Raw genomic sequence first — 23,259 nt, 5'->3', positions numbered from 1 at the left:
CGGGTCATGCCCGCCCGGGCGGCGCCGGCGCCACGGCCGCGCCCGGCGTGCGCCGGGCCGGGCGGGCCCAGAAGCGTCGCTTCGCGATCTCCGCCGAGCCGACGTAGAGCGCGACCACCACCGCCAGGGCCGGGAAGAAGCTCGCGGGCAGAGGCACGAGCCCGAGCGGGGCAGCGAGCGGCGTCCACGGGATCGCGACGGTGACCATGCCCACGCCGACGGTCGCGACCGTGAGCGCGCGGCCGGGCGGGCTGCGCCAGGCGGCGCGCCGCGTCCGGATGACCAGCACGATCAGCGTCGCCGAGAGCACCGACTCGACGAACCAGCCGGTGCGGAACTCCTCGGGTCCGGCGTCGAGGACGAACAGGAGAACCGCGAAGGTGAGATAGTCGAACACCGAGCTCAGCACGCCGAAGACGATCATGAAGTCGCGGATGAAGGTCACGTCGAAGCGCCGGGGGTGCGCCACCCACTCGTCGTCGACGCGGTCGGTGGCGATCGCCATCTCGGGCAGGTCGGTGAGCAGGTTGGTCAGCAGGATCTGCTTCGGCAGGAGCGGCAGGAACGGCAGGAAGAGCGACGCGCCCGCCATGCTGAACATGTTGCCGAAGTTCGCGCTCGTCGCCATGAAGACGTACTTGAGCGTGTTGGCGAAGGTGCGCCGGCCCTCGCGGACGCCGTCGAGCAGCACGGCGGGGTCGCGGTCGAGGAGCACGAGGTCGGCGGCGTCGCGCGCCACGTCGACGGCGCCCTCGACGGACATGCCGACGTCGGCGGCGTGCAGCGCGGGGGCGTCGTTGATGCCGTCGCCGAGGTAGCCGACGACGTGGCCCGCCTTCTGGAAGGCGCGGATCACGCGCTCCTTCTGGTTGGGCTCGATCTCCGCGAAGACGTCGACCTCGTCGACCCGGCGCACGAGGGCGTCCTCGCTGGTGTCGCGCAGCTCGGGGCCCGTCAGCAGGCGCGGCACCGGCAGGCCGACCTGGCGGGCGACGGTGGTGGCGATGCGGCGGTCGTCGCCGGTGATGACGCACAGGCGCACGCCCAGGGTGCCGAGCTCGGCGAGGGTGGCGGCGACGCCCTCGCGCGGCGGGTCGGCAAAGGTGAGGAGGCCGACGAACGTCATGGCCGCCTCGTCGTCGCGCCCCACGCGGGCGTCGCCGGGCATGGCGCGCACCGCCACCGCGAGCGTGCGCAGGCCCTCGGCGGCGAGCGCGGCGACGCGCGCGTCGATGTCGTCGCGCAAGACGTCCAGGGTGCAGGCGCGGCCGGCGGCGTCCTCGCACTGCGTGCAGACGTCGAGGACGGCGCGCACGGCGCCCTTGGTCAGAAGGAGGCGGCCCTCGGGGCCGTCGAGCAGCACGCTGAGGCGCTTGCGCACGAAGTCGTAGGGGAGGTCGTCGAGCTTGCGCCAGTCCTCGAGGTCGGGCGGCGCGGCGGCGCGCACGGCCTCGTCGATCGGGTTGCGGAAGCCGGTCTGGTGGAGCGCGTTCAGCGCCGCGTAGCGCAGCGTCCGGGCGCTCGGCGTGCCGTCGGGGGCGATCGCGGCGTCGAGGCGGACGCAGCCTTCGGTGAGCGTGCCGGTCTTGTCGCTGCACAGGACGTCGACGCTGCCGAGGTTCTCGATCGCGGTGAGCCGCTTGGTGATGACCTTCTTGCGCGCGAGGCGCTTGGCGCCTGCCGCCAGGTTGACGCTCACGATCGCGGGCAGGAGCTGCGGCGTCAGGCCCACGGCGAGCGCGAGCGCGAAGAGCAGCGATTCCAGCCAGGGTCGCTGGAGGCCGACGTTGACCGCGAAGATCCCGCCCACCAGGAGCAGCGTCACCTGGGCGAGCAGCGCGCCGAAGCGGCGGAGGCCGCGCTCGAACTCGGTCTCCGGCGGGCGCAGGCGCAGCCGATCGGAGATGGCGCCGAACTCCGTGTCGGGCCCGGTGGCGACGACGACCGCGGTGCCCGTGCCGCTGGCGACGTGGGTGCCGAGGAAGAGCGCGTTCGTGCGCCGCGCGAGCGGCAGGTCCGGCGCGAGCACGGCGGGCTCCTTCTCGACCGGAAACGTCTCGCCCGTGAGCGCCGCCTCGACGACGTGGAGGTCGCGCGCCGCCAGCAGGCGTGCGTCGCCGGGGACGGCGTCGCCCGCCGAGAGGGTCACGACGTCGCCCACGACGAGATCGCCGATCGGGATCTCCTCGGCCCTGCCGTCGCGCAGCACGCTCGCGGTCGTGCGTACGGTGGCCATGAGGCTGCGGACGGCGTCGGCCGCGTCGTGCTCCTGCCACACGCCGAGCCCCGCGCTCGCGAAGACGATCACCAGGATGATGGTGCCGTCCTGCGCGTCGCCGAGGCCGAACGAGAGCACGGCGGCGCCGAGGAGGAGCAGGACGATCGGGCTGCGCAGCTGCTCGGCGAAGAGGGCGCCGATGCCGCGCTCGTCGCGTGGCGGGCGCCGCGCCGCCGCCGCCGCGAGACGCTCCGCGGCCTCGGCGGCCGCGAGCCCGGTCGCGCGCGTGCCGAGGCGCGCCAGGAGCGCGTCGGCCGGCCTCGGACCAGAAGGGCGCGGGCGCCGCCATCGTGCGTGCGCCCGCAGTGCCCGGTGCCGCGCCGCGGTGCAAGCCGCGCGGCGTCCGGGCTCAGTAGCAGTAGGTCTCGTTGCCCCAGCGCTTGCAGGTCGACGGGTCGTTCGTCCAGCGCTGGACGAAGAGGCCGGACTGGTCGATTTGCTTGCGCGGGATGGCGCCGGCGAATCCCTGGGCGCGGGTCTCGACGTTGGCGTTGGCGTCGGTCTGCGTGCCGAGCGTCACCGGCAGGCCGCTCCAGTCGCACTTCAGCTGGCTGCCCACGCGCTCGCAGGCGACGGCAGCGCTGAGCGGTGCTGCGGCGAGCGCCGCGGCAAAGAGCAGAATCGCGCGGGTCATGGGGAACCTCCTTGTCGTCGATCGGATGCCGCGACGGCGCGAACGTGTCGTCCGCACGCGGGGGAAGGCACGCCGGGCGGACGTCCGCGCGGCGCGGCCATCGCTTCCGTTGCAATCGCGTTGCCAGCCGGCGGCGGCGCCTGCTGGTGCGCCGCGCGCGCCCCGTGCTAGCCGGCGCCATGCGCCAGATCGCGTCCGGGCTCCAGTTTCCCGAAGGCCCCATCGCCATGGCGGACGGCAGCGTCCTCGTGGTGGAGATCCGCCGCGGCACGCTGTCGCGGGTCGCGACGGACGGAACGGTACACGTCGTCGCGGAGTGCGGCGGCGGCCCGAACGGGGCGGCCATCGGTCCCGACGGTGCGGTGTACGTCTGCAACAACGGCGGCTTCGAGTGGCACGACATCGCCGGCATCGTCGTCCCCGGCAACCAGCCGCCCGACTACATCGGCGGACGCATCCAGCGCGTCGAGCCGGCGACGGGACGCGTCACCGATCTCTACGTCGCCTGCGACGGCCGGCCGCTGCGCGGGCCGAACGACATCGTGTTCGACGATCGGGGCGGCTTCTGGTTCACCGACCACGGCAAGGGGCGCGAGCGCGAGCGCGACCGCACCGGGCTCTTCTACGCGCTGCCCGACGGCAGCAGCATCCGCGAGGTGGTGTTCCCGCTCGAGGCTCCGAACGGCGTCGGTCTGTCGCCCGACGGGAAGACGCTCTACGTCGCCGAGACGTTCACGGGACGCGTCTGGCAGTGGGAGGTGGTCGGGCCGGGCGAGCTCGCGGCCGCCATGCCGTTCGCGCCCGGCGGCGCCGCGCTGCTCGCGGGCCTGCCGGGGTTCCAGCTGCTCGACTCGCTGGCGGTCGACGGCGCCGGCAACGTCTGCGTCGCCACGCTCGTGAACGGCGGCATCACCGTGATCGCACCCGACGGCACGATCCTGGAGCACGTGCCGACCGGCGATCCGCTGACGACGAACGTCTGCTTCGGCGGGCCCGATCTGCGCACCGCGTACGTCACCTGCTCCGGTACGGGTCGGCTGATCGCGCTCGAGTGGCCGCGCCCCGGCCTGCGCCTGGCGTACTGAGTGGGCGCCCGCGGCGACGTCCACGGCTGGGGCGGCCTGTGGCTCCGGCGCGGCCCGCTCGCGCTCGGCCTCGTGCCGCAGGTCGGCGGGCGGATCATGAGCCTACGCTGGCGCGAGCGCGAGCTCGCCTGGGTCCATCCGGCGCACCGCGGCGCGCGGCTCGACGTCGGCGCGGCTGCCGATCTCTCGGCGCTGCGCCGCCGGGTCGGCTTCGTCCACTGGGGCGGCGACAAGACGTGGCTGGCGCCGCAGGAGCGCTGGCCCGATGCGGTCGCGTTCCTCGACCTCGACGCCGGCGTCTGGACCGCGACGCCGTCGGGCGCGGGCGCGGTGGCGATGACGAGTCCGGTCTGCCGCGAGACCGGGATGCGGATCACGCGCGTCGTCGCGCTCGGCGATGCCGATGGCGTCTTCACCGTGACCCACGTGCTCGAGAACGCCGGGCGCGCCCCCGCGACCTGGGGCGCCTGGGACGTGCAGCAGCTCGCCGCTCCCGGCGTCGCGTTCCTGCCGCGGCGCACGGCGGGCTCGGCGTTCGCCGACGGCGTCAAGGCGTATGCGGCCGAGGGCGACTCGGAGGGCCTGCGCGCGACGGTGCTGCGCCCGCTCGGCGACGTCGTCGCGATCGACTGCGCGACGCCGCGCTGGTGCAAGTACGGCGCCGACGCCGACGAGGGCTGGGTGCTCGGCGTGCAGCGGCTGGGCGACGTCCACATAGCGCACGTGAAGGCCGTCGTCCCGGATCCGGCGCGCCGCTGGGGACACGGGTGCGCGGCCGAGGTGTTCTGTGCGGTGACGCATCCCTACTTCGAGCTCGAGGTGCACGGGCCGCTCGCGACGCTCGCACCGGGCGAGCGCGCGATCTGCGTCGAGCGCCGCTGGGTGGGCGACGTCGACGCCGTGCCCGCGACGCGCGACGCGGTGCGCGCGTTGGTCGCGCGCGCCACGTCGGCGTGCGCGTCCCTGCTGCGTTGACCGTTCTTCGCGACCGGTGTTAGGTCGGCGCGAGCACGCCCATCGCTCGCAGGAGGTGTCGTCATGGGAGCCGCAGCGCAGCTGGAGCCCGAGGTCGCCCGCTTCGTCGGCGCGACCGCCCGCAAGATGCTGATCGACGGGAGGTGGGTCGACGCCGCGTCGGGCAAGACCTTCGAGACCCCCGACCCCGCCACCGGCAAGACGCTCGCCCGCGTCGCCGAGGGCGACGCGGAAGACATCGACCGTGCCGTGAAGGCGGCGCGCCGCGCCTTCGACGCCGGCACCTGGACGCGGCTCGGTCCGCACGAGCGCGAGCGGCTGCTGCTGCGTGTGGCCGACCTGATCGAGCAGCACGCGGGCGAGCTGGCGCAGCTCGAGACGCTCGACAACGGCAAGAGCCTCTTCGAGACGACGAACGTCGACGTGCCGCAGGCAGCGACCGTGTTCCGCTACTACGCTGGCTGGGTGAACAAGATCACCGGCGACACGAATCCCTCCGACCTCGACTTCTTCAACTTCACGCTGCGCGAGCCGGTCGGCGTCTGCGGGCAGATCATCCCCTGGAACTTCCCGCTGCTGATGGCGGCGTGGAAGCTCGGCCCGGCGCTCGCCTGCGGCAACACCGTGGTCTTGAAGCCCGCCGAGCAGACGCCGCTCACGGCGCTGCGCCTCGGCGAGCTGCTGCTCGAGGCCGGCATCCCCGAGGGGGTCGTCAACATCGTGCCCGGCTTCGGCGAGACGGCGGGCGCGGCGCTGGTCCGCCATCCGCTCGTCGACAAGATCGCCTTCACCGGCTCGACGGAGGTCGGCAAGGAGATCCACCGCGAGACCGCCGGCACGCTGAAGCGCGTGTCGCTCGAGCTCGGCGGCAAGTCGCCGAACATCGTCTTCGCCGACGCCGACGTGGAGGCGGCGGTGAAGGGCGCCATCACCGGCGTCTTCTTCAACCAGGGCCAGGTCTGCTGCGCCGGCACGCGGCTCTTCGTCGAGGCGAAGGTGCACGACGACTTCGCCGACGCGCTCGCGAAGGCCGCCGGCGGCATGAAGCAGGGCCCGGGCCTGGCGCCCGGCACGCAGGTCGGACCCCTCGTCAGCCAGGAGCAGCTCGAGCGCGTCACCGGCTACCTCGACGTCGGCAAGCGGGAGGGCGCGACGGCGCTCACCGGCGGCGAGCGCAACACGGGGCCGGGCCTGGAGGGCGGCTACTTCGTGAAGCCGACCGTGTTCACCGGCGTCCGCAACGACATGCGCATCGCCCGCGAGGAGATCTTCGGGCCGGTGGTCTCGGTGATCCCGTTCACGGACGAGAACGACGCCGTCCTCCAGGGCAACGACACGTTCTATGGGCTCGCCGCCGGCGTGTGGACGCGCGACGTCTCGAAGGCGCACCGGGTGGCGCGCGCGATCCGCGCGGGCACGGTGTGGGTCAACTGCTACAACGTCTTCGACGCGGTCTCGCCGTTCGGCGGCTACAAGCAGAGCGGCTACGGCCGCGAGCTCGGCAAGCAGGCGCTCGAGCTCTACACGCAGACCAAGGCCGTCTGGATGCGCATATGAGGAAGGTCGCCGACTTCGCCGAGATTGCCGACGAGTTCGCGCGTCGCTGGAAGCGCACCGTCTGGGCGCCGATGACGACGGTCGACGCGCGGGGTCGTCCGCGCAGCCGCATGATCCATCCCTACTGGGAGGGCAGCGTCGGCTGGGTGATCACGTTCCGGCACTCGGCGAAGGGCCGCGACCTCGACGGCGTGCCGTTCGCGTCGTTCACGTACTGGGACCAGACCAACGAGCAGGTGCACGTCGAGTGCGCCGTCTCCTGGGTCGACGACCTCGCCGAGAAGCAGCGCGTGTGGAACGTCTTCAAGGACGCGCCGCCGCCGCACGGCTACGATCCCGGCATGTTCTTCAAGGAGGGGCCGGCCGATCCGCAGTGCGGCGTCGCCCGCCTCGATCCCTGGCGTCTCGAGCTGTGGTCGCTCGCCGACATGATGCGCGGCGTGCAGCCGCAGGTGTGGAGGCCGCGGCGGTGAGCGACTACCAGGCGCTGCGCCTGCGCGTCGATCGCGGCGTCGCGTGGGTGACGATCGACCATCCGCCGATCAACCTGTTCGACGCCGTGCTGATGCGCGACCTCATGGAGGCCGGTGCGGCGCTCGAAGCGGACCCCGCGGTGCGCGTGATCGTCCTCGAGAGCGCCGACCCCGAGTTCTTCATCGCCCACGCCGACGTCGCGCTGATCCAGACGCTGCCGCAGGAGCCGCCGCCGAAGCCCACCGAGCTGGGCTTCTTCCACACCCTGGTCGACCGCTTTCGCACCATGCCGAAAGCGACCATCGGCAAGGTCGCCGGCATCGCCCGCGGCGGCGGCAGCGAGCTGCTGCTGTCGCTCGACATGCGCTTCGGCGCGCTCGGGAAGACGATCCTCGCGCAGCCCGAGGTCGCGCTCGGCATCATCCCGGGCGGCAGCGGTACGCAGCGCCTGCCGCGGCTCGTCGGGTGCGCGCGGGCGCTCGAGGCGATCCTCGGCTGCGCCGACGTGCCCGCCGACCTGGCCGAGCGCTGGGGCTGGCTCAACCGCGCGCTGCCCCCCGAGGAGCTGGACGGCTTCGTCGAGGATCTCGCGCTGCGTATCGCGTCGTTCCCGGCGGACGCCATCGCGCTCGCCAAGGCGGCCGTGAATGCCGCCGAGCTGCCGACGCGCGAGGGCCTGCTCGAGGAGGCCGACGCCTTCAATCACACGCTGGCGACGCCCGAGGCCCGCCGTCGCATGGCCCGCTTCCTCGAGCTGGGCGGGCAGACGCGCGAGGTCGAGCGCGACATGTCGGGGCTGCTGCGCCTGCTCGTGTGAGCGCACGCAACCATCCGCACCTCCGCGTGTTGCTGGTGGACGAGGAGGGTTCGATCATGTTGCGGAAGGTCATGCTGCTCGGTGCCGCGCTGGTGCTCGCCGCCGCGCTCGTACCGCGGAGCGCCAGCGCGGGTGTGAATTTCTCGTTCGGGTTCGGCTTCCCGATCCTCCCGCCGGTCGTGGTCGCGCCCCCCGTCATCGTCGCCCCGCCGCCGGTCTACTACGGCCCGCCGGCCTACTATGCGCCCCCGGTGGTCTACGGCTACGGCGGCTACGTCGGGGGCTACTACGGCCGACCCTACTGGGGGCCGCGCTACTACGGCGGTCCCCGCTACTACCGCGGCGGCTACTACCGGGGCGGCGGCTATCATCGCCGCTGACGCGGTCGGCGTCGATTTCGATCGGGCCGCTCGGGCATGCGCTCCGCGCGCGTGTCCGAGCAGCGGCCCGGCACGAAGGCGCGCATACCGCCCGCGAGTCTCGTGCCCGCGACCGCGAGCTCCGCGAACTCCTGGAACGCCGTATCCGGGAGTGATACTGGCGCTCGAGCACCGACGCCCGAGCGAGAGGAGAAGGCGGAGATGGGGACGTCGCGAACCGACCGGAAGGACCGGAGGGACGCTCGGTCTGGGCACGTTCGCCGGCGCGTCGCGAGCTCGATGCTGCTGCTCGTGGCGGCGCTCGTGGGTGCCGCGCGCACGGCGTCCGCGCGTGAGCCCACCCGCGCCGAGCTGGAGGAGCGCATCCGGCGGCTCGAGGAGATCATCCGCGCCCACGGCCTCGATCGCCTGCCCCCGGCGCCGCCGTCCGCCGGGCCTGCCGCCGCACCCCCGCCCGCTGCCCCTGCGGTCGCTCCGCCCGCGGCGACGGCCCGGCCGCTCGACCAGCCTGCGGTCGAAGCGATCGTCGACGACAAGCTGGCGAAGCAGAAGCCGCTCGCCGGGTGGAGCGACGGCTTCTACCTCCAGTCCCCGAACGGCGACTTCAGGATGAAGCTGCGCGGCTACATGCAGACCCAGGCGCGCAACTTCGTGCTCGAGAACGGCGACACCGGCACCGACAGCGTCTTCATGCGGCGCGTCCGCCCCGTCATCGAGGGCACCGTCTACCGCTGGTTCGACTTCAAGCTGATGCCGTCGTTCGACTCGGGCGACCCGTCGCTCCAGGACGCGTACTTCGAGATCACGTACCTGAAGCCCTGGGTCAGCCTGCGGGGCGGCAAGGACAAGGTGCCGATGAGCCTCGAGCGCCTCCAGTCGGGCGCCGATCTGCTCTTCCCCGACCGCTCGATCGCCAACAACCTCTCGCCCAACCGCGACGTCGGCTTCCGCCTCGCGGGCGACGTCGGCGACGGCATCTTCGTGTGGCAGGCGGGCGTCTACGACGGCGTTCCCGACGGGCTCTCGACCAACGGCAACAGCACCTCCGACAACGAGGGCGTCTTCCGCGCCCTGGTGGCGCCGTTCCGCGGCTCCGGCGTGACGCCGCTCGAGGGCGCGATGGCCGGCTTCGCGGCGACGTACGGCAGCCAGAAGGAGGGCGACGACCTCTCGGCCGTGCGCTACCGCACGCCGGGGCGCTCGACGTTCTTCCGCTACGCGGCCTCGAGCGACACGTCGTTCGCGGCGAACGGCGTGAACTACCGGCTCGACCCCCAGGGCTACTGGTACTGGGGACAGTTCGGTCTGATGGGCGAGTACATCTACTCGAGGCAGGCGGTGCGGAAGACGACGACCGGCGACGCCGGCACCACGATCGAGGACGGCTCGTTCGCGAACCAGGGCTGGTTCGCCCAGGCGTCGTGGGTGCTGACGGGCGAGGCGGCGTCGTACAAGGGCGTCGTTCCGAAGAGCCCGTTCGATCCGCTGAACGGCGCGTGGGGCGCGTTCGAGCTCGCCGGCCGCGGCAGCATCGTCGACGTCGACCCGGGCCTCTTCCGCCGCGGCTTCGCGAAGCGCTCGCAGTCGACGACGCGCGCCACCGAGCTCGGGCTCGGCGCGAACTGGTACTTCAACAAGAACTTCAAGCTCCAGGCCGACTGGGAGCACACCACGTTCGCGAACGCGATCGACTTCGGGGGCGACCTCCGCGACCACGAGGACGTGCTGCTGTTCCAGTTTCAGATCCAGTACTGACCCGCACCGCGCTCTAGCGTTCCCGCTTCTCGGCGTCGAGGAGCGACACGCAGTCCGCGCCGCACGCCGGCGCCGCGGGTGATGCCGCCGGTGCGGCGCGGTGCAGGACGGCGTGCCGCGCAACCACGAAGACGCGCCTCGCGTCGACGCTCGCCGTGCCGTCGACGATGAGGCTGTAGTCTCCCCCGCGCCGCACCGGGTAGAGGAGCGATACCTGCGGCCGCGCGGCGGCGTTCGCCGCCGTGCGCTTCCCGACCTCGGCGACGAGTCGGTCGCCCTCCCAGGCGAGCGCGGTGTGCACGGCGTGCGGCGAGCCGTCGTCGGAGACGGTGAGGAGGTAGGCCGTCGCGCCGCGCTCGGCGATGGCGGCGCGCAGGTCGTCGAGCGGAACCGGAATGCTCATCGGTGCTCCTACTTCCCGATCATGACCTCGGTGGCCTTCACGATGGCGACGACGCTGTCGCCGACCTGGAGCCGCATCCGTTCGACGGATTTCTTGGAGATCATCGCGACGACCTCCTGTCCGCCGACGTCGACGACGACCTCGCTCATGACCGCTCCGGGCGTGATCCCCGTGATGCGGCCCTTCAGCTGATTGCGCGCGCTGATCTCCATGCGCACCTCCGGGGTCCGGAGTAGCCAGGGACGCGCGCCCGTACAAACTACGTGGCCTCCCGACGCAGCCATACCTGCGTCGCGCCGAGGCCGCCGCGCTCGGGCGGCGCGTCGGCGAAGCGGACGACGAGCGGGTGCGACGCGAGCACCGCCTGCACACGACGGCGCTGGACCCCGATGCCCTTGCCGTGGATGAGGCGCACCTCGGCGAAGCCGGCGGCGTGCGCGGCGTCGAGGTAGTCGGCGACGACGTCCGGAACGTCGCGCGGCGCGAAGGGGTGCAGGTCGAGCGCGTCTTCGATCGGCACGACGACGGGGTCGTCGACCGGCTCCGGCTCGTCCTCGCTCATGGCAGCGCGCGCAGGAACCCGACGACCGCACGGGTGAAGGCGTCGTTGCGGTCGCCCGCGACCATGTGCCCGGCGCCGGCGACGTCGGCGTAGCGCGCATGCGGCACGACCTCGAGGAAGTGCGCCGCACCGTCCTCGCTGACGACGTCGCTCATGCGCCCGCGCACCAGCAGGGTGGGGACGCGCAGCGTCCGCGCGCAGGCTTCGAGCCGCTCGGGGTTCTGGGTCGCGTTCGGCGGGCGGTCGCCGCGGATGAACTGCGGGTCCCAGTGCCAGCGCCAGCGGCCGTCGGCGCCCTGGCGCAGGTTCTTGCGCAGGCCGTCGAGCTGCGACGGCCGCGGGCGGTGCGGCGTGTAGGCCGCGACCGCGTCGGCCGCGTCCTCGAGCGTGGCGAAGCCGTCGGGCGCGCCCGTCATGAACGCGATGATGCGCCCGATGCCGACCTGATCGGCGCGCGCGGCGATGTCGACGAGGACGACCGCGGCCGCGGGCGGGTCGGGACGCTCGCCCATCGCGACCAGCAGCGCGAGGCCGCCGAGCGACGCGCCGACGACCGCCGGCTTGCGGCCGAGCTGCGCCGCGACGGCGCAGAGATCGTCGGCGAAGGCGTCGACGCGGTAGTCGGCGTCGGGTGCCCAGCCGGAGTCGCCGTGGCCGCGCAGGTCGAGCGAGACGGCGTGGAAGCCCGCGTCGGCGAGCGTCGCGGCGGTGCCGCCCCAGGCGTGACGGGTCTGGCCGCCGCCGTGCAGCAGCAGGACCGGCCGATGCGCGGGGTTCCCGTAGGCGTCGCCGGTGAGGACGACGGGACCGGTGTCGAAGGTGACGGGGCGAGGCTCAGGCATCGGGCTTCGGCTCCGGGAGCGGGCGCGCGAACTGCTCGGGGATCCAGGTCCGGAGGCGCGCGCGCATCGCCTCCCCGGCCTCGGTGAGGAGATGGCCGGCGCCGGGGAGGAGGACGATCTCCCCGCTGCCCGCGAGCGCGCGCACCGCCTCGCTCGCCATCGGCGGCAGCAGCTCGTCGCGGTCGCCGTGGAAGAGGAGGAGCGGGCGGTCGCCGAGCGCGGCGGCGCGCTCGCAGCCGGCGGACTGGGTCGCGAAGGTCACGATGCCCGAGAGCATCGGGCGCAGGCGGATGCCGGCGTTGATCGCCACCGCGCCGCCGAACGAGTGGCCCATGACGACGAAGCGGCGCCCGCCGTTGCGGTGCGCGAGATCGGCGGCGGCGCAGACGTCGTCGACGCAGGCCACGAGGTCGTTCGGGCGGCGGTAGCCGACCCGCACCGTGCCGACGCCCTGGTCGGCGAAGTGCTCGCCCAGCTCGTGGTACAGCCCCGTCGCCGGGCCGAGGAGCCCGCCCATCGCGCCGCCGCACGCGAGGATCACGCGCTCGGCGCCCGGGTCGCCGTGCCACAGGAACGTCAGCAGGCCTTCGAGCGTATAGGCCTCGACGTGGCGCAGGCGCGGGGTCACCAGCACGTCCTGCTTGGCGAGGACACGCAGCCGATCGAGCGGGCGCTGGTACGACGAGGACGCCGCGTCGCTCATGCGCTGCCGCCGGCGCTCACGCGACGAGCGCCGGCCAGCGGTCGGCCCACGGCGCGGCCGCCTCGAGCTGGCCGGCCACGCGCAGCAGCAGGTCTTCGCGGCCGTAGGCACCGACCAGCTGCACGCCGAGCGGGAGGCCGTCGTCGGTCCAGTGCAGCGGCAGCGAGATCGCCGGCTGGCCGGACAGATTGAAGGGCGAGGTGAACGCCGCGTACATCTGCGCCCGCGCGCCGGCGACGAGCGGGTTGTCGGCGGCGGGCGCGAAGGTGCCGTGCGCCGGCGGCGGCTCGGGCAGCGTGGGCGTGAGCAGGAGGTCGAAGCCCGACGTCCACCACGTGGCCATGCGCCGCGTCCAGCCCTGGAGCCAGTCGACGGTGGCGAGGTACATCGGCGCCGACATCGCGCGGCCGGTCTCGGCCATGGCCCAGTTGAGCGGATCGACGTCGTCCGGGCCGAGCGTGCGCCCGAGCAGCTCGCCGAAGGCGTCGAGCAGGCGCGCCGTGCTGGTGCAGTACATCACGCTGAAGTGCTGCGGCATCGGCATCTCGTCGAGCGCGTCGGGGTGGCTCTCCTCGACGGTGTGGCCGGCGTCGGCGAGGAGACGCGCCGCCTGCGCGACGGCGCGCCGGGCCTCGGGATGCACCGTGCCGATGTTGCACGGCGGCCGCGTGAGCATGCCGACGCGCAGCCGTCCCGGCCACGCCCCGGGCTCGAGCCGATACGGACGCAGCGGCGGCGGCGCGGTGTAGGGGTCGCCGGGCATGGCACCGGCGATCGCGTCGAGCACGGACGCGGTGTCACGCACCGAGCGCGAGACGACGCCCTCGGCGACGAGCCCACCCATGCCGTCGCCGACGTCCGGCCCGAGCGACGTGCGCCCGCGCGAGGGCTTCAACCCGACGACGCCGCAGGCGCTGGCCGGGATGCGGATCGAGCCGCCGCCGTCGTTCGCGTGCGCGACCGGCGTGAAGCCGGCGGCGACGCTCGCCGCCGAGCCGCCGCTGGAGCCGCCGGTCGAGTGCCCGAGCTTCCAGGGGTTGTGCGTGGCGCCGTAGGCGTCGGGCTCGGTCGTCGGCAGCGTGCCCAGCTCGGGCGTGTTGGTGCGGCCGAGGACGACGAAGCCGGCGGCCTTCAGCTTGCGGGTGAGATACGCGTCGTGCGGAGCGACGAAGCCCGCGTCGCGGAGGAAGCGCGTGCCGAGGTGGATCGGCTCGCCCTCCAGGTGGCAGAGGAAGTCCTTCACCAGCAGCGGCACGCCGTGGAACGGGGCGTCGCTGCCGTGCGCGAGGCGGTCGGCCTCGGCGCGGGCGGCCTCGAAGCGCGGATGGATCACCGCGTTCAGCTGCGGATTCAGGCGCTCGATGCGGGCAATGGCGGCGTCGACCAGGTCGCGCGGGGAGGCTTCCCCGCGGCGCACGATCTCGGCCTGCGCGGTGGCGTCCAGGCGGGCGAGGGCGTCGGGCATCGGGGAACCCTACGCCGCGCCGGAGCGCCGAGTCCAGCGCGAATGCGCCCGTTCAGGCCCGGGCGGCGATCGGCAGCCCGGGCTCGCCGAGCTCGCGTGCGAAGAGCGCGTGGACGTGGTCGCTCAGCGCGGCGACGTCCCAGCCCGCGAAGCGCTCGTAGGGGATCGGCTCGAGGACGCGCACGCGGATGCGATGGTTGCCCTTCAGCACGAGCCCCTTCTTCGGCAGCGCGTCCGAGGTGCCCTCGATGACGATCGGCAGGATCGGCACGCGCGCCCGTAGCGCCAGCGTGAACGCGCCGTGCTTGAACGGCTTCAGGTGCCCGTCCTCGGAGCGCGTGCCCTCGGGGAACATCATGATCGAATTGCCTTCGGCCATGGTGTCTTCGCACTGGACGAGCATGCGGGCGATGCTCTCGGCGTCGCCGCGCACGAGCGGGACGTAGCGGTTCAGCGACATGTTCCAGCCGACGCACCAGATGCGGAACAGCTCGGCCTTCGACACCCACTTGAAGTGCACGAACAACCGGAACAGCACGAGGATGTCGAGCAGCGACTGATGGTTCGCCACCATCATGTAGGTGACCTCGGGCCGGATGTGCTCGCGCCCGCTGACGGTGACACGCCACACCGGGTTCAGCCACGTATAGAGCGACGCCCAGAAGCAGGTGAAGCGATGCAGCGCGACCAGCCGGCGGTCGAACGCGACCGTCGCCGCCCAGAAAAGGAGCGCGATCGGGAACAGCGCGATCGACGACACGATGATGAACGCCCAGAACAGCGGGGACAGCACGCGTCGGAGCACGAATCGCCGTCTAGCACCGTGGCTGCGGCTGGGCTAGACCGACGCCATGCTCGCCCGCGGCCTCGGCCACGTGTCGTTTCCGGTCGCCGACCTGGAGCGCTCGCTGCATTTCTATCGCGACGTTCTCGGCCTCGCGGAGATACCGCGCCCCGACCTCGGGTTCCCCGGCGCCTGGCTCGGCGTCGGCGACGGGCAGGTGCACCTGATCCAGCGCTTCCCCGGCGTCGACGTGGGGACGGCGCCGCCGGCCCTCAACCCGACGGCGCAGCACGTCGCCTTCCTCGTCGACGACTACGCCACCACGCTCGCGCGCCTTGGCGACGCGGGCCTCGCCGTCCTCTCCACCAGCCCCGAGGCGGGACAGATGTGGGTGCAGGATCCCGACGGCCACGTGATCGAGCTCACCGCCGCACCGCGATGACGGCGATCGCGCGCCGCGAGCTGGGCGCCCACACGGCGGTGCTGGGCGGCATCGACCGCGGCAAGTACCCGCACGGCAACAGCCTCCTCGTCCGCGGCGGCGAGGAGACGGTCGTCATCGATCCCTCGCTCACGCTGGCCGAGGCGCCGGGCGTGCCGCCCGCCGACCGCGTGCTGAACAGCCACTGCCACGAGGACCACGTCGCCGGGAACGGCCGCTACCCGGACGCGTCGTGGCACCTGCCCGAGGCCGATCTGGCGGGCATCCGCTCGCTCGACGGCCTGATGGCGATCTACGGCTTCGACGGCGAGATCGACGCGGACTTCCGCCGCGTCGTCGTCGAGCGCTTCCACTTCATGCCGCGCGCGACTGCTCGGGGCTTCGCGCCGGACGCGGTCTTCGACCTGGGCGGCGGCGTGACGGTGCGGGCCATCGCCGCGCCGGGCCACACCCGCGGGCACACCTGCTTCCACGTCGAGCCCGACGACGTCGTCTATCTCGGCGACATCGACCTCTCGAGCTTCGGCCCGTACTACGGCGACGCGTGGTCGTCGCTCGCCGATTTCGAGCGCACGCTGGCGACGGTGCGGGACCTCGACGCACGCTGGTACGCGACCTTTCACCACGTCGGCGTGCTCGAGGGCCGCGACGCCTTCCGCGAGAAGCTCGCGCGGTTCGCGGCGGTGATCGCGCGCCGCGAAGCGGCGCTGCTCGAGTACCTGAAGGTGCCGCGCACGCTGGGTGAGATCGCCGGCCACCGCTTCGTCTATCGCCCGGGCGATCCGGTCGCGTTCGCCGAGCCGGTCGAGCGGCGCAGCATGGGCCAGCACCTCGATCGGCTCGAGGCGGCGGGCCGCGTCGTGCAGGCGGAGCCGGGCCGCTACGTCGTCCGCGACGCCGCCAGCGCCAGCACCGCCGGGTAGCCGCGCACGACGCACGCGCCGCCCAGCACCCCGCGGTCGCGCAGCAGGCGGTGCAGGCGGGGCAGGTGGTAGTGCGGCACCGTCATCAGCAGGTGATGCTCGAGGTGGTAGTTGACGCGGTTCGGCGCCAGGAAGAGCCGCTCCCACCAGCGCGCGATCGTGGTGCGCGTGTTGCGCAGCTCGTCGGCGGGCTCGGGGATCATCGCGTGTTCGGCGATCGAGCGGATGCGCATGACGAGGCTGTAGGTCGTCATCCACGACACCACCCACAAGAGGTAGAGCCACGGATGGCCGGCGAGCCAGAGGATCGCGAGCAGCACGGCGTTGGTGATCGCGACGCCCTTGAACGCCTCCATGCCGGCGTCGAAATTGCGCTTCACGCGACCCTCCGACATGCCGAGGTCGCGACGCACGGTGGCCTTGAGGCGCTTCCACCCGGTCTGCCCGGAGAGGTCGCGCCAGACCTTGCGGCGCAGGCTCGCGGGCGTGATCGGGAAGGGCATGGCGAGGCCGATGTCGGGATCCTCGGCCGTCCAGTTCTTGGCGTGGTGCTGGAGGTGGTAGGGGCGGTAGGGCCGCGTGTCGCTCCAGATCGGATAGGCGCACAGCCAGTTGCCGACCCAGTCGTTGACCCTGCGGTCGGCGAAGAGGCTGCGGTGCGCGGCTTCGTGCATGAGGATCGCGAAGCCGAGCTGCCGGGCGCCGATCACGAATAGCGCGAGCACGATCGTCAGCGGGTTCGGCCAGCGCGCCACCATCGCCATGGCCGCGAAGACGAGACCCCAGTCGACGGCGAGCGACGTCCAGCTGCGCCAGTCGCGCATGCGCAGCAGGTCGCGGATCTCCTCGCGCGTGAGCGCGCGGCGCCAGGCGGGCGGGAGGCGGTCGGCCGCCTGGTCGGCGACCGCTTCGGGAGCGGCGGTGTCGGGCATCAGCGGGAGCCTCCGGCGGCACGGGGAACGTCGGGGTCGAGACGGAGATCGGCGGGCGCCTGGCCACGCGTGACGCCGAAGCCGCGCAGGAACTCGCCCCAGGCGGCGCGCCCGGCACGGTCGTAGCGGCGCATGGCGTCGACCAGCTGGTCGCGCTCGCCGTCGGGCACGATGGCGTCGGGCAAGAGCGGATCGGTGGCGAGGAGACGGATGGCGCGCCCGCCGAGCAGGAACGACTCGGTCATGGCCTGCGGCGGTGCCAGGCGCGCGAGCCGTCCGAGGCTGTCCTCGATGGCGGCGCGCATGCGGCGGTAGTCGGTGCCGAGCGCCGTCACCGGCCAGAGCGCCCGGGCGCGGGCTTCGGTCGCGGCGTCGAGCTCGCGCAGCACGAAGACGGGCGCGGCGGCCTCGAGCCCGAGGCCGTGCAGCTCGCGGCGGACCTGCTCGATGCCGCCGGCGAGGTTGTCGGGACGCACCTCGAGGCCCGGCGTCAGCTCGCGAAAGCCGAGGAGGCGCAGCGCGCGCTGGCGCCCGCGCGCCCGCCGGCTGCGGCCGCCGGGCAGCCCGGCCGTGTGGACGCCGAGCCAACCGCCGCTCCAGGTCCGGCACCGCGCGTCGAGGCGGCGCCAGCCGCCGACCTGCTCGGCGACGGCCTGGGTGCGCGGCGCCAGGCGATAGAGGCCGCGCTCGTCGCGCTCCACCTGGCCCCCCGCGAGCAGCCGCGCGAGCGCGACCCGCATGGGGTTCTCGGCGAGGTCGAAGAGGCCGCCCGTCGCCACCAGCGCGCGCACCGGCATCGCGCGTCCCGGCATCGTCGACAGCAGGTCGAGGATGATGTGCTTGGCAGCCGGACGATCCACGGGGGGACATTACCGACCAATGCCTCTGCGAGTCAATGAGTGTAATGAGGTCCGACGCCTCGGCTCGACGCGGCCGTTCGGCGTGCGTTGGCGTCGCAGCCGTCGCCGGAGACGAGGTTGCCGTCATCGCACGGCTCGCTGAGCTCTGGGACGCCGTCGCCGCAGGTGATGGTCCCATCGGCGCCGGCGTCGACGGGCGGAACGGCGTCCGGAGGCGTTGCTCGTCCGCCGCGACGCCGTGGCCCGGCGCCGCGGCGGCGCCCCTACGGGATGATCCCGGCCTCCTTCAGCGCCCCGATCCGCTCCCAGTCGCAGCCCAGCTCGAGCAGCACCTCCTCGGTGTGCTGCCCGCATTCCGGTGACGCCCCCGCCGGCGCCCAGCGCGTGGCGGAGAAGTCGACCGGCGACGCCACCATGCGCGCCGTGCCGCCCTCGGCGACGGGGACGTCGACCCACGCGCCCGCCGCGGCGGCCTGCGGGTCGTCGACCACCTCGTTCACGGTCTGCACCGGTGCCCACCACATGCCGGCGCGGTCGAACGCGGCGCCCCACTCGTCGCGCGCCCTTTCGGCGAAGAGGGCGTCGAGCAGCGGCACCAGCTCGCGGACGTGCTCGCGCCGGGCGCGCATGGTCGCGAAGCGCGGGTCGGTGAGCCACTCGGGCTTGTCGATGGCGCGCACGAGGTCGGGCCAGTGGCGCTGGCCCTGGAGGCCGAGCAGCCAGAACCAGCGGCCGCAGCCGGCCTTGTAGGCGCTGATCACCGGGTTCGGGGTGTAGTCGCGCGTCATCGGCGTCGCCTGGATGCCGAGGCGCAGGGCGGCGTTCGTGTCCCAGCCGAGCACGTAGACGCCGACGCGCAGGAGCGAGGTGGTGACGAGCTGGCCCTGGCCGTTGCGCTCGCGCGCGAGCAGCGCGGCGCTGATGCCGCCGGCGAGCGTCATGCCGGCGGTGTGATCGCCCATGGCGCCGCGCTGGAAGGGCGGGTCGCCGTCGGGCGGGGCGAGCGCGGCGGCGATGCCCGAGCGCGACCAGAAGGCGCCGATGTCGTACGACGGCCGATCGGCGTCGGGGCCGTCCTCGCCGTAGCCGGTGACGCGGCCGTAGACGAGGCGCGGGTTGCGCGCCTGCAGGTCGGGCCAGTCGAGGCCGAGGCGGCGCAGCGCGGCGGGGCGGATGTTGGTGAGGAAGACGTCGGCGCGGTCGATCAGCGCCAGCGCGAGCGCGCGGCCCTCGGGCGTCTGGAGATTCAGCGCGACGCTGCGCTTGCCGCGGTTGTCGAGCTCGAACGGCGGATTCGCCGGCAGCTCGGCGCCGGCGACGGCGAGGTACATGCCGCGGAACGGGTCGCCGCCGTCGGGCGGCTCGATCTTGACGACCTCGGCGCCCCAGTCGGCGAGGATGCCGCCGGCAGACGGACCCGCCACCCAGACGCCCAGCTCGACGACGCGGAACCCTTCGAGCGGTCCTGCCATGTGTCGGTCCTCCTCCGATCAGGGCGCGATCGGCGAATGGTCGCGCAGGAAGAACTTGCCGGTGGAGCGGGCGACGCGCTCGCCGCCGGCGTGGATCGCGCCTTCGACCACCCAGTACCGCGGGTGCGAGCGGTCGGCGACGCGCGCGCTCATCTCGAGCGCCGCGTCGACCGGACAGGCGCGCTCGTAGCGCACGGTGATCTCGCCGGTGACGACCCAGTGGTCGCTCAGCGCGAAGATGGCGACGCACGACACCTCGTCGAGCAGCGTCGCCACGATGCCGCCGTGCACCACCCCCGGCGCGCCGTGGAACTGGTCCGCGACGGTGTACGCCGCGTGCACGCCCTCGCCGCGCCGCCGGAAGCGCATGCGCAGCCCGGATGGATTCGTCTGCGAGCAGCCGAAGCAGCCGCCGTCCTCGGTGAAGCGCACCTCCGCGCCGTCGGGTGTAGGCACGGGCGACGGTATGGCCCGCGCCCCGCGGCGTGACAAGCCGCGACGCGGGTCAGAAGCCGAGGTCGGCCGGCGTCAGGTCGTGCAGGGAGTCGAGGACGAGGTCGGCGTCGGCGTAGCGGGCGCGATCCATGGCCGGGTCGGGCACCGCGATCACCTGCATGCCGGCGGCGCGGCCGGCGGCGACGCCGGACGGCGCGTCCTCGATCACCACGCACGACGCGGGCGTCGCCCCGAGGTCCCGCGCCGCGACGAGGAAGATGTCGGGCGCCGGCTTGCCGTGCACGACGCGGGGGTCGTCGGCGGTGACGACCGCGCCGAAGCGCGCGAACCAGTCGCGGTGGCGCGTCGTCTTCAAGTCGTACAGCGGACGTGCGGAGCTGGTGGCTACGGCGACCGGCACGCCGCGCGCGTCGAGCCCCTCGACCAGCTCGCGCGCGCCGGGCATGGCGTCGGCCGTCGGCATGAGCGTCCGGAAGAGGATCTCGCGCTCGGCGAGGTACTGCTCGGGGCCGATCGGCAGCGCGAGCGCGCGGACCAGGTAGCGTGCCGAGTCCATCGCCGGCCGGCCGATCATGTTGCCCTTCACCGACCAGTCGAAGACCTTGCCGAAGCGGCCCACGATCCGTTGCGTCGCCTCGGTGTAGAGCTTCTCGGTGTCGAGGAGGACGCCGTCCATGTCGAAGAGGACGTGGGTGACGGGACGCACGAGCCGCATCAGCCGCGCCCGTCCTTGTCGCTGATGGTCTCGAGCTCGCGCCGGCTGGTTTCGGGAAGGAAGAGCAGGGTGAGGCCGCTCAGCAGCACCGACACCGAGAGGATGCTCGTCATGTAGGCGATGTGGCTGCCCGCCTCGGTGCCGAGCCCGACGACCCACAGCCCGAGCGCCCAGCCGAGCGTCTGCGCCAGCGTCGCCCAGCCCGACGACGTGCCGCGCTGTGCGGTGGGGAACAGCTCGGTCGAGAACGCGCGCACCATGACGGCGCCGGCCGTCTGGCAGAAGACGAGGCAGGCGAACGCGACCGGCATCGACCAGCTCGGGCCGTTGTAGAAGACGATCGCGCCGACCGGGAACAGCGCGAAGAACGCGGCGCCGACGACCCGCCGGCCGATGCGGTCGGCGAGGCGTCCCGCGACGATGTTGCCGACGATGCCGAAGCCGCCCGCGGCGACGACCATGAGCGAGTACTGGCGCGGCTCCCAGCCGTGCACGCTCTGCGCGAACCAGCCGGTGAACTGGAACACCGACACCTCGCCGATGCCGAGGAGCCCCGCCGCCGCCGCGACGCCGAGCGCACGCCCGGGATGCGCCCGCGCCAGTGCCACGAGCGGCGCCCACACCGGCGTGCGCCCGGTCGCGCCCGCGGCGCGCATGCGGGCGAAGCGCCGCGTCTCGGGGACGCCGCGCCGGAACGCCGGCATGAGCAGCAGGGGTACGACGCCCACCGCGTAGAGCCCGCGCCACCCGAAGGGGATGTGCTCGATCATCGCGAAGAGGACGGCGCCGAGCCCGTGGCCGCAGGCGGAGAGCGCGCCGACCATGCCGATCGCCCAGCCGCGGTGCTCGGCCGGGAACTCCTCGGTGACGATGACGACGGCGACGACGGCGCTGGCGATGAGGAACGTCCGCGTCACCATCTGCACGACGACGAACTGCCCCTCCGTCTGCGCGAACGCGGTCAGCACGGTGCCGACGCTGCTGCCGACGATGGTGCCGAGAAAGACGCGCCGCCGCCCCCAGCGGTCGGCGAGCGGCGCGATCGCGAACGCGGGCAGGGCGCCGAGCCGGATCGCCGCCATGGCGCCGCCCAGCTCGGTCTCGGCGATGTCGAGGTCGTGGGCGATGTGCTTCAGCGCCGCCGTCAGCATCGAGACGTCGTACGACTCGAAGAACAGCGCCAGCGACACCAGCCCGAGCAGCGAGACGAGGCGGGGCTCCATCTCGGGCACGCGCCCGAGGAAGGGGGGGATCCACCAGACGCGCACGCGGCTCAGCGTCCCCGGAAGACGGGCCGCCGCTTCTCCACGAAGGCGCGCTGGGCCTCGCGTGCATCCTCGGTGCGGCGCAGCGGGCGGCCCAGCTCCTCCTGCCGCCGGTAGGCTTCGGGGAGCGGCAGCGTCAGCAGCTCGCGCACGCCGGCGCGCGTGGCGGCGACGGCGAGCGGCGCGTTGCGGGCGATGGCCTCGGCGGCGTCGAGGGCGACCTCGAGGAGATCGTCGGGCAGGACGATCTCGTTGACGAGGCCCCACGCACGCGCCTGCTCGGCGTCGATCGGGCGCCCGGTGAGCAGCAGCCACTGCGCGTGTACCCACGGGATCTGGCGCGGCAGCAGCACCGTGGCGTGGCCGGTGGGGTAGAGGCCGAGCGCGACCTCCTTGAGCGCGAAGGTCGCCTGCGGCACCGCGAAGCGGATCTCCGCGGCGAGCATCAGGTCGAAGCCGCCGCCGCGCGCGTGGCCGTTCACGGCCGCGACGAGGGGCTTGCCGAGATCGAAGGCGGCGAGCGTCGCCGTGCCGGCGTCGCGCAGGCCGGCGAAGGTCGCGTCGTCGAGGCGCTCGCCGCGGGCGAGCGCCTGCGCGGCGGGGATCGTCGACGTGAGGTCCATGCCGGCGCAGAAGCTGCGCTCGCCGGCGCCGGTGAGGACGACGCAGCGGACGTCGTCGTCGCCGGCGGCGCGCCGCCAGGCCTCGGCCAGCGCGTGCAGCGCCGGCGGGTCGAGCGCGTTCGCCTGCGCCGTCCGGTCGATGGTGACGACGGCGACGTGGGGATGGCCGTCCGGCCGTTCGTAGCGGACGCTCATCCGCGATGGTTGCCCCAGTCGTCCCAGTGGATGGCGTCGCCGGGGTTCGCCCGCTTCGCGGGCTTGAAGTCGGCGCCGGTGTAGTAGGCGACGGGCAGCAGCGCGGCCTGCGTGACGCCGTCGGGCACGCCGAGGATCTTCGCCGCGTCCTGCTCGAACATGAGGTGCAGCGTCGTCCAGGCCGCGCCGAGGCCGCGCGAGCGCAGCGCCAGCATGAACGACCATGCGGCCGGCAGGATGGAGCCGTACACCGACGCCTGCCCGAGCACGCCGCCGTTCTCGACGCGCCCCTCGATGCACGGGACGACGTGCACCGGCACCTCGGCGAGGTGGTGCGCGAGGTAGTCGGCGGAGTCGATCACCCGCGGCAGCTGCTGCGTGCGCGGGTCGTCGGCGGGGAAGGTGGGGCGGAGATCGGGATTCGCCCGGTAGAGCTCGAACGCCTGCTGGTAGAGGGCGGCGATCGCCTTGCGCTTGCCCGCGTCGGTGACGACGAGGAAGTGCCAGCCCTGGACGTTCGAGCCGGTCGGCGCCTGCATCGCGATCTCGAGACAGGTGCGGATCACGGCGGGGTCGACCGGGCGCGACAGGTCGAGGCGCTTGCGGACGGAGCGGGTGGTGGTGAGGAGCTTGTCGACGACGGCGAGATCCATGGGCGGTCC

At 73.4% G+C, this 23,259-nt stretch carries 27 protein-coding genes; 9 read left to right on the top strand and 18 right to left on the bottom strand.

What is annotated here, in order from left to right:
* Nucleotides 1–4: 4 nt before the first annotated feature.
* Nucleotides 5–2,584, bottom strand: a complete 2,580-nt coding sequence (gene mgtA, locus KIT14_20925) for a magnesium-translocating P-type ATPase (protein ID MCW5892986.1) — start codon at nt 2,582–2,584, stop codon at nt 5–7.
* A 43-nt stretch (nt 2,585–2,627) separates the two neighbouring features.
* Nucleotides 2,628–2,912, bottom strand: coding sequence for a hypothetical protein (locus KIT14_20920; protein MCW5892985.1), 285 nt, complete (start codon nt 2,910–2,912; stop codon nt 2,628–2,630).
* Nucleotides 2,913–3,091: 179 nt separating this feature from the next.
* On the opposite strand from KIT14_20920, the gene KIT14_20915 reads away from it, so the two are divergent.
* The 7 genes from KIT14_20915 (at nt 3,092) to KIT14_20885 (ending at nt 9,955) form a co-directional block, all read left to right on the top strand.
* Complete coding sequence (locus KIT14_20915; GenBank protein MCW5892984.1) at nt 3,092–3,997, top strand: SMP-30/gluconolactonase/LRE family protein; 906 nt, start codon at nt 3,092–3,094, stop codon at nt 3,995–3,997.
* Nucleotides 3,998–4,972: a hypothetical protein gene (locus KIT14_20910; GenBank protein MCW5892983.1), complete on the top strand. Its 975-nt coding sequence runs from the start codon at nt 3,998–4,000 to the stop codon at nt 4,970–4,972. It begins immediately after the preceding gene.
* A gap of 126 nt (nt 4,973–5,098) precedes the next feature.
* Nucleotides 5,099–6,529 (top strand): aldehyde dehydrogenase family protein, encoded by a 1,431-nt coding sequence (locus KIT14_20905; protein ID MCW5892982.1) that lies wholly within the window; start codon nt 5,099–5,101, stop codon nt 6,527–6,529.
* Entirely contained in the window at nt 6,526–7,002 is a 477-nt protein-coding gene (locus KIT14_20900; GenBank protein ID MCW5892981.1) for a pyridoxamine 5'-phosphate oxidase family protein, read from the top strand. Before KIT14_20905 ends, KIT14_20900 begins: the two co-directional genes overlap by 4 nt.
* The gene (locus KIT14_20895) at nt 6,999–7,820 is read left to right on the top strand and encodes an enoyl-CoA hydratase/isomerase family protein (GenBank protein MCW5892980.1); all 822 of its coding nucleotides are present in this window, start codon (nt 6,999–7,001) and stop codon (nt 7,818–7,820) included. Before KIT14_20900 ends, KIT14_20895 begins: the two co-directional genes overlap by 4 nt.
* A 56-nt stretch (nt 7,821–7,876) precedes the next feature.
* Nucleotides 7,877–8,200: a hypothetical protein gene (locus KIT14_20890; protein ID MCW5892979.1), complete on the top strand. Its 324-nt coding sequence runs from the start codon at nt 7,877–7,879 to the stop codon at nt 8,198–8,200.
* Nucleotides 8,201–8,479: 279 nt separating this feature from the next.
* Nucleotides 8,480–9,955 carry a hypothetical protein gene (locus tag KIT14_20885; GenBank protein MCW5892978.1) on the top strand — a complete coding sequence of 492 codons (1,476 nt, stop codon included), beginning with the start codon at nt 8,480–8,482 and terminating at the stop codon, nt 9,953–9,955.
* A 13-nt stretch (nt 9,956–9,968) separates the two neighbouring features.
* Here KIT14_20885 and KIT14_20880 read toward each other — a convergent pair whose 3' ends face one another.
* The 7 genes from KIT14_20880 to KIT14_20850 are packed head-to-tail and all read right to left on the bottom strand — an operon-like array spanning nt 9,969 to nt 14,735.
* Nucleotides 9,969–10,358, bottom strand: coding sequence for a pyridoxamine 5'-phosphate oxidase family protein (locus tag KIT14_20880; protein ID MCW5892977.1), 390 nt, complete (start codon nt 10,356–10,358; stop codon nt 9,969–9,971).
* Between the two features lie 8 nt (nt 10,359–10,366).
* Complete coding sequence (locus KIT14_20875) at nt 10,367–10,570, bottom strand: TOBE domain-containing protein (GenBank protein ID MCW5892976.1); 204 nt, start codon at nt 10,568–10,570, stop codon at nt 10,367–10,369.
* 47 nt (nt 10,571–10,617) lie between these two features.
* Nucleotides 10,618–10,920, bottom strand: a complete 303-nt coding sequence (locus tag KIT14_20870; protein MCW5892975.1) for a Smr/MutS family protein — start codon at nt 10,918–10,920, stop codon at nt 10,618–10,620.
* On the bottom strand, nt 10,917–11,762 hold the full coding sequence (locus KIT14_20865; GenBank protein MCW5892974.1) for an alpha/beta fold hydrolase: 846 nt from the start codon (nt 11,760–11,762) through the stop codon (nt 10,917–10,919). Before KIT14_20865 ends, KIT14_20870 begins: the two co-directional genes overlap by 4 nt.
* A complete protein-coding gene (locus KIT14_20860; protein MCW5892973.1) occupies nt 11,755–12,465 on the bottom strand; it encodes a dienelactone hydrolase family protein in 711 nt (236 codons plus the stop codon). The genes KIT14_20865 and KIT14_20860 overlap by 8 nt, the downstream gene beginning before the upstream one ends.
* A 16-nt stretch (nt 12,466–12,481) precedes the next feature.
* Nucleotides 12,482–13,930, bottom strand: a complete 1,449-nt coding sequence (locus tag KIT14_20855; GenBank protein MCW5892972.1) for an amidase — start codon at nt 13,928–13,930, stop codon at nt 12,482–12,484.
* A gap of 52 nt (nt 13,931–13,982) precedes the next feature.
* A complete protein-coding gene (locus tag KIT14_20850; protein ID MCW5892971.1) occupies nt 13,983–14,735 on the bottom strand; it encodes a 1-acyl-sn-glycerol-3-phosphate acyltransferase in 753 nt (250 codons plus the stop codon).
* Between the two features lie 46 nt (nt 14,736–14,781).
* Between KIT14_20850 and KIT14_20845 the strand changes: the two genes are divergently transcribed.
* Nucleotides 14,782–15,156 carry a VOC family protein gene (locus KIT14_20845; protein MCW5892970.1) on the top strand — a complete coding sequence of 125 codons (375 nt, stop codon included), beginning with the start codon at nt 14,782–14,784 and terminating at the stop codon, nt 15,154–15,156.
* Nucleotides 15,153–16,079 (top strand): MBL fold metallo-hydrolase, encoded by a 927-nt coding sequence (locus KIT14_20840; GenBank protein MCW5892969.1) that lies wholly within the window; start codon nt 15,153–15,155, stop codon nt 16,077–16,079. Before KIT14_20845 ends, KIT14_20840 begins: the two co-directional genes overlap by 4 nt.
* Here KIT14_20840 and KIT14_20835 read toward each other — a convergent pair.
* From KIT14_20835 to KIT14_20795, 9 genes are all read right to left on the bottom strand, one after another.
* On the bottom strand, nt 16,037–17,011 hold the full coding sequence (locus KIT14_20835; GenBank protein MCW5892968.1) for a fatty acid desaturase family protein: 975 nt from the start codon (nt 17,009–17,011) through the stop codon (nt 16,037–16,039). The two genes, KIT14_20840 and KIT14_20835, sit on opposite strands and share 43 nt — an antisense overlap.
* Nucleotides 17,011–17,871 carry a PaaX family transcriptional regulator gene (locus tag KIT14_20830; GenBank protein ID MCW5892967.1) on the bottom strand — a complete coding sequence of 287 codons (861 nt, stop codon included), beginning with the start codon at nt 17,869–17,871 and terminating at the stop codon, nt 17,011–17,013. The genes KIT14_20835 and KIT14_20830 overlap by 1 nt, the downstream gene beginning before the upstream one ends.
* A gap of 32 nt (nt 17,872–17,903) precedes the next feature.
* A complete protein-coding gene (locus tag KIT14_20825; GenBank protein MCW5892966.1) occupies nt 17,904–18,041 on the bottom strand; it encodes a hypothetical protein in 138 nt (45 codons plus the stop codon).
* 93 nt (nt 18,042–18,134) lie between these two features.
* Complete coding sequence (locus KIT14_20820) at nt 18,135–19,343, bottom strand: CoA transferase (protein MCW5892965.1); 1,209 nt, start codon at nt 19,341–19,343, stop codon at nt 18,135–18,137.
* Nucleotides 19,344–19,361: 18 nt separating this feature from the next.
* Entirely contained in the window at nt 19,362–19,799 is a 438-nt protein-coding gene (locus KIT14_20815) for a PaaI family thioesterase (GenBank protein ID MCW5892964.1), read from the bottom strand.
* Nucleotides 19,800–19,848: 49 nt separating this feature from the next.
* On the bottom strand, nt 19,849–20,514 hold the full coding sequence (locus KIT14_20810) for an HAD-IA family hydrolase (protein MCW5892963.1): 666 nt from the start codon (nt 20,512–20,514) through the stop codon (nt 19,849–19,851).
* Complete coding sequence (locus KIT14_20805) at nt 20,514–21,782, bottom strand: MFS transporter (protein MCW5892962.1); 1,269 nt, start codon at nt 21,780–21,782, stop codon at nt 20,514–20,516. Before KIT14_20805 ends, KIT14_20810 begins: the two co-directional genes overlap by 1 nt.
* Nucleotides 21,783–21,787: 5 nt before the next feature.
* The gene (locus KIT14_20800; protein MCW5892961.1) at nt 21,788–22,597 is read right to left on the bottom strand and encodes an enoyl-CoA hydratase/isomerase family protein; all 810 of its coding nucleotides are present in this window, start codon (nt 22,595–22,597) and stop codon (nt 21,788–21,790) included.
* A complete protein-coding gene (locus KIT14_20795; GenBank protein ID MCW5892960.1) occupies nt 22,594–23,250 on the bottom strand; it encodes a nitroreductase family protein in 657 nt (218 codons plus the stop codon). Before KIT14_20795 ends, KIT14_20800 begins: the two co-directional genes overlap by 4 nt.
* Between the last annotated feature and the right edge of the window lie 9 nt (nt 23,251–23,259).

The organism is bacterium (assembly GCA_026129405.1).
Taxonomy (GTDB): domain Bacteria; phylum Desulfobacterota; class Binatia; order DP-6; family DP-6; genus JAHCID01.
This window is presented reverse-complemented; position numbering and strand designations above follow the sequence as displayed.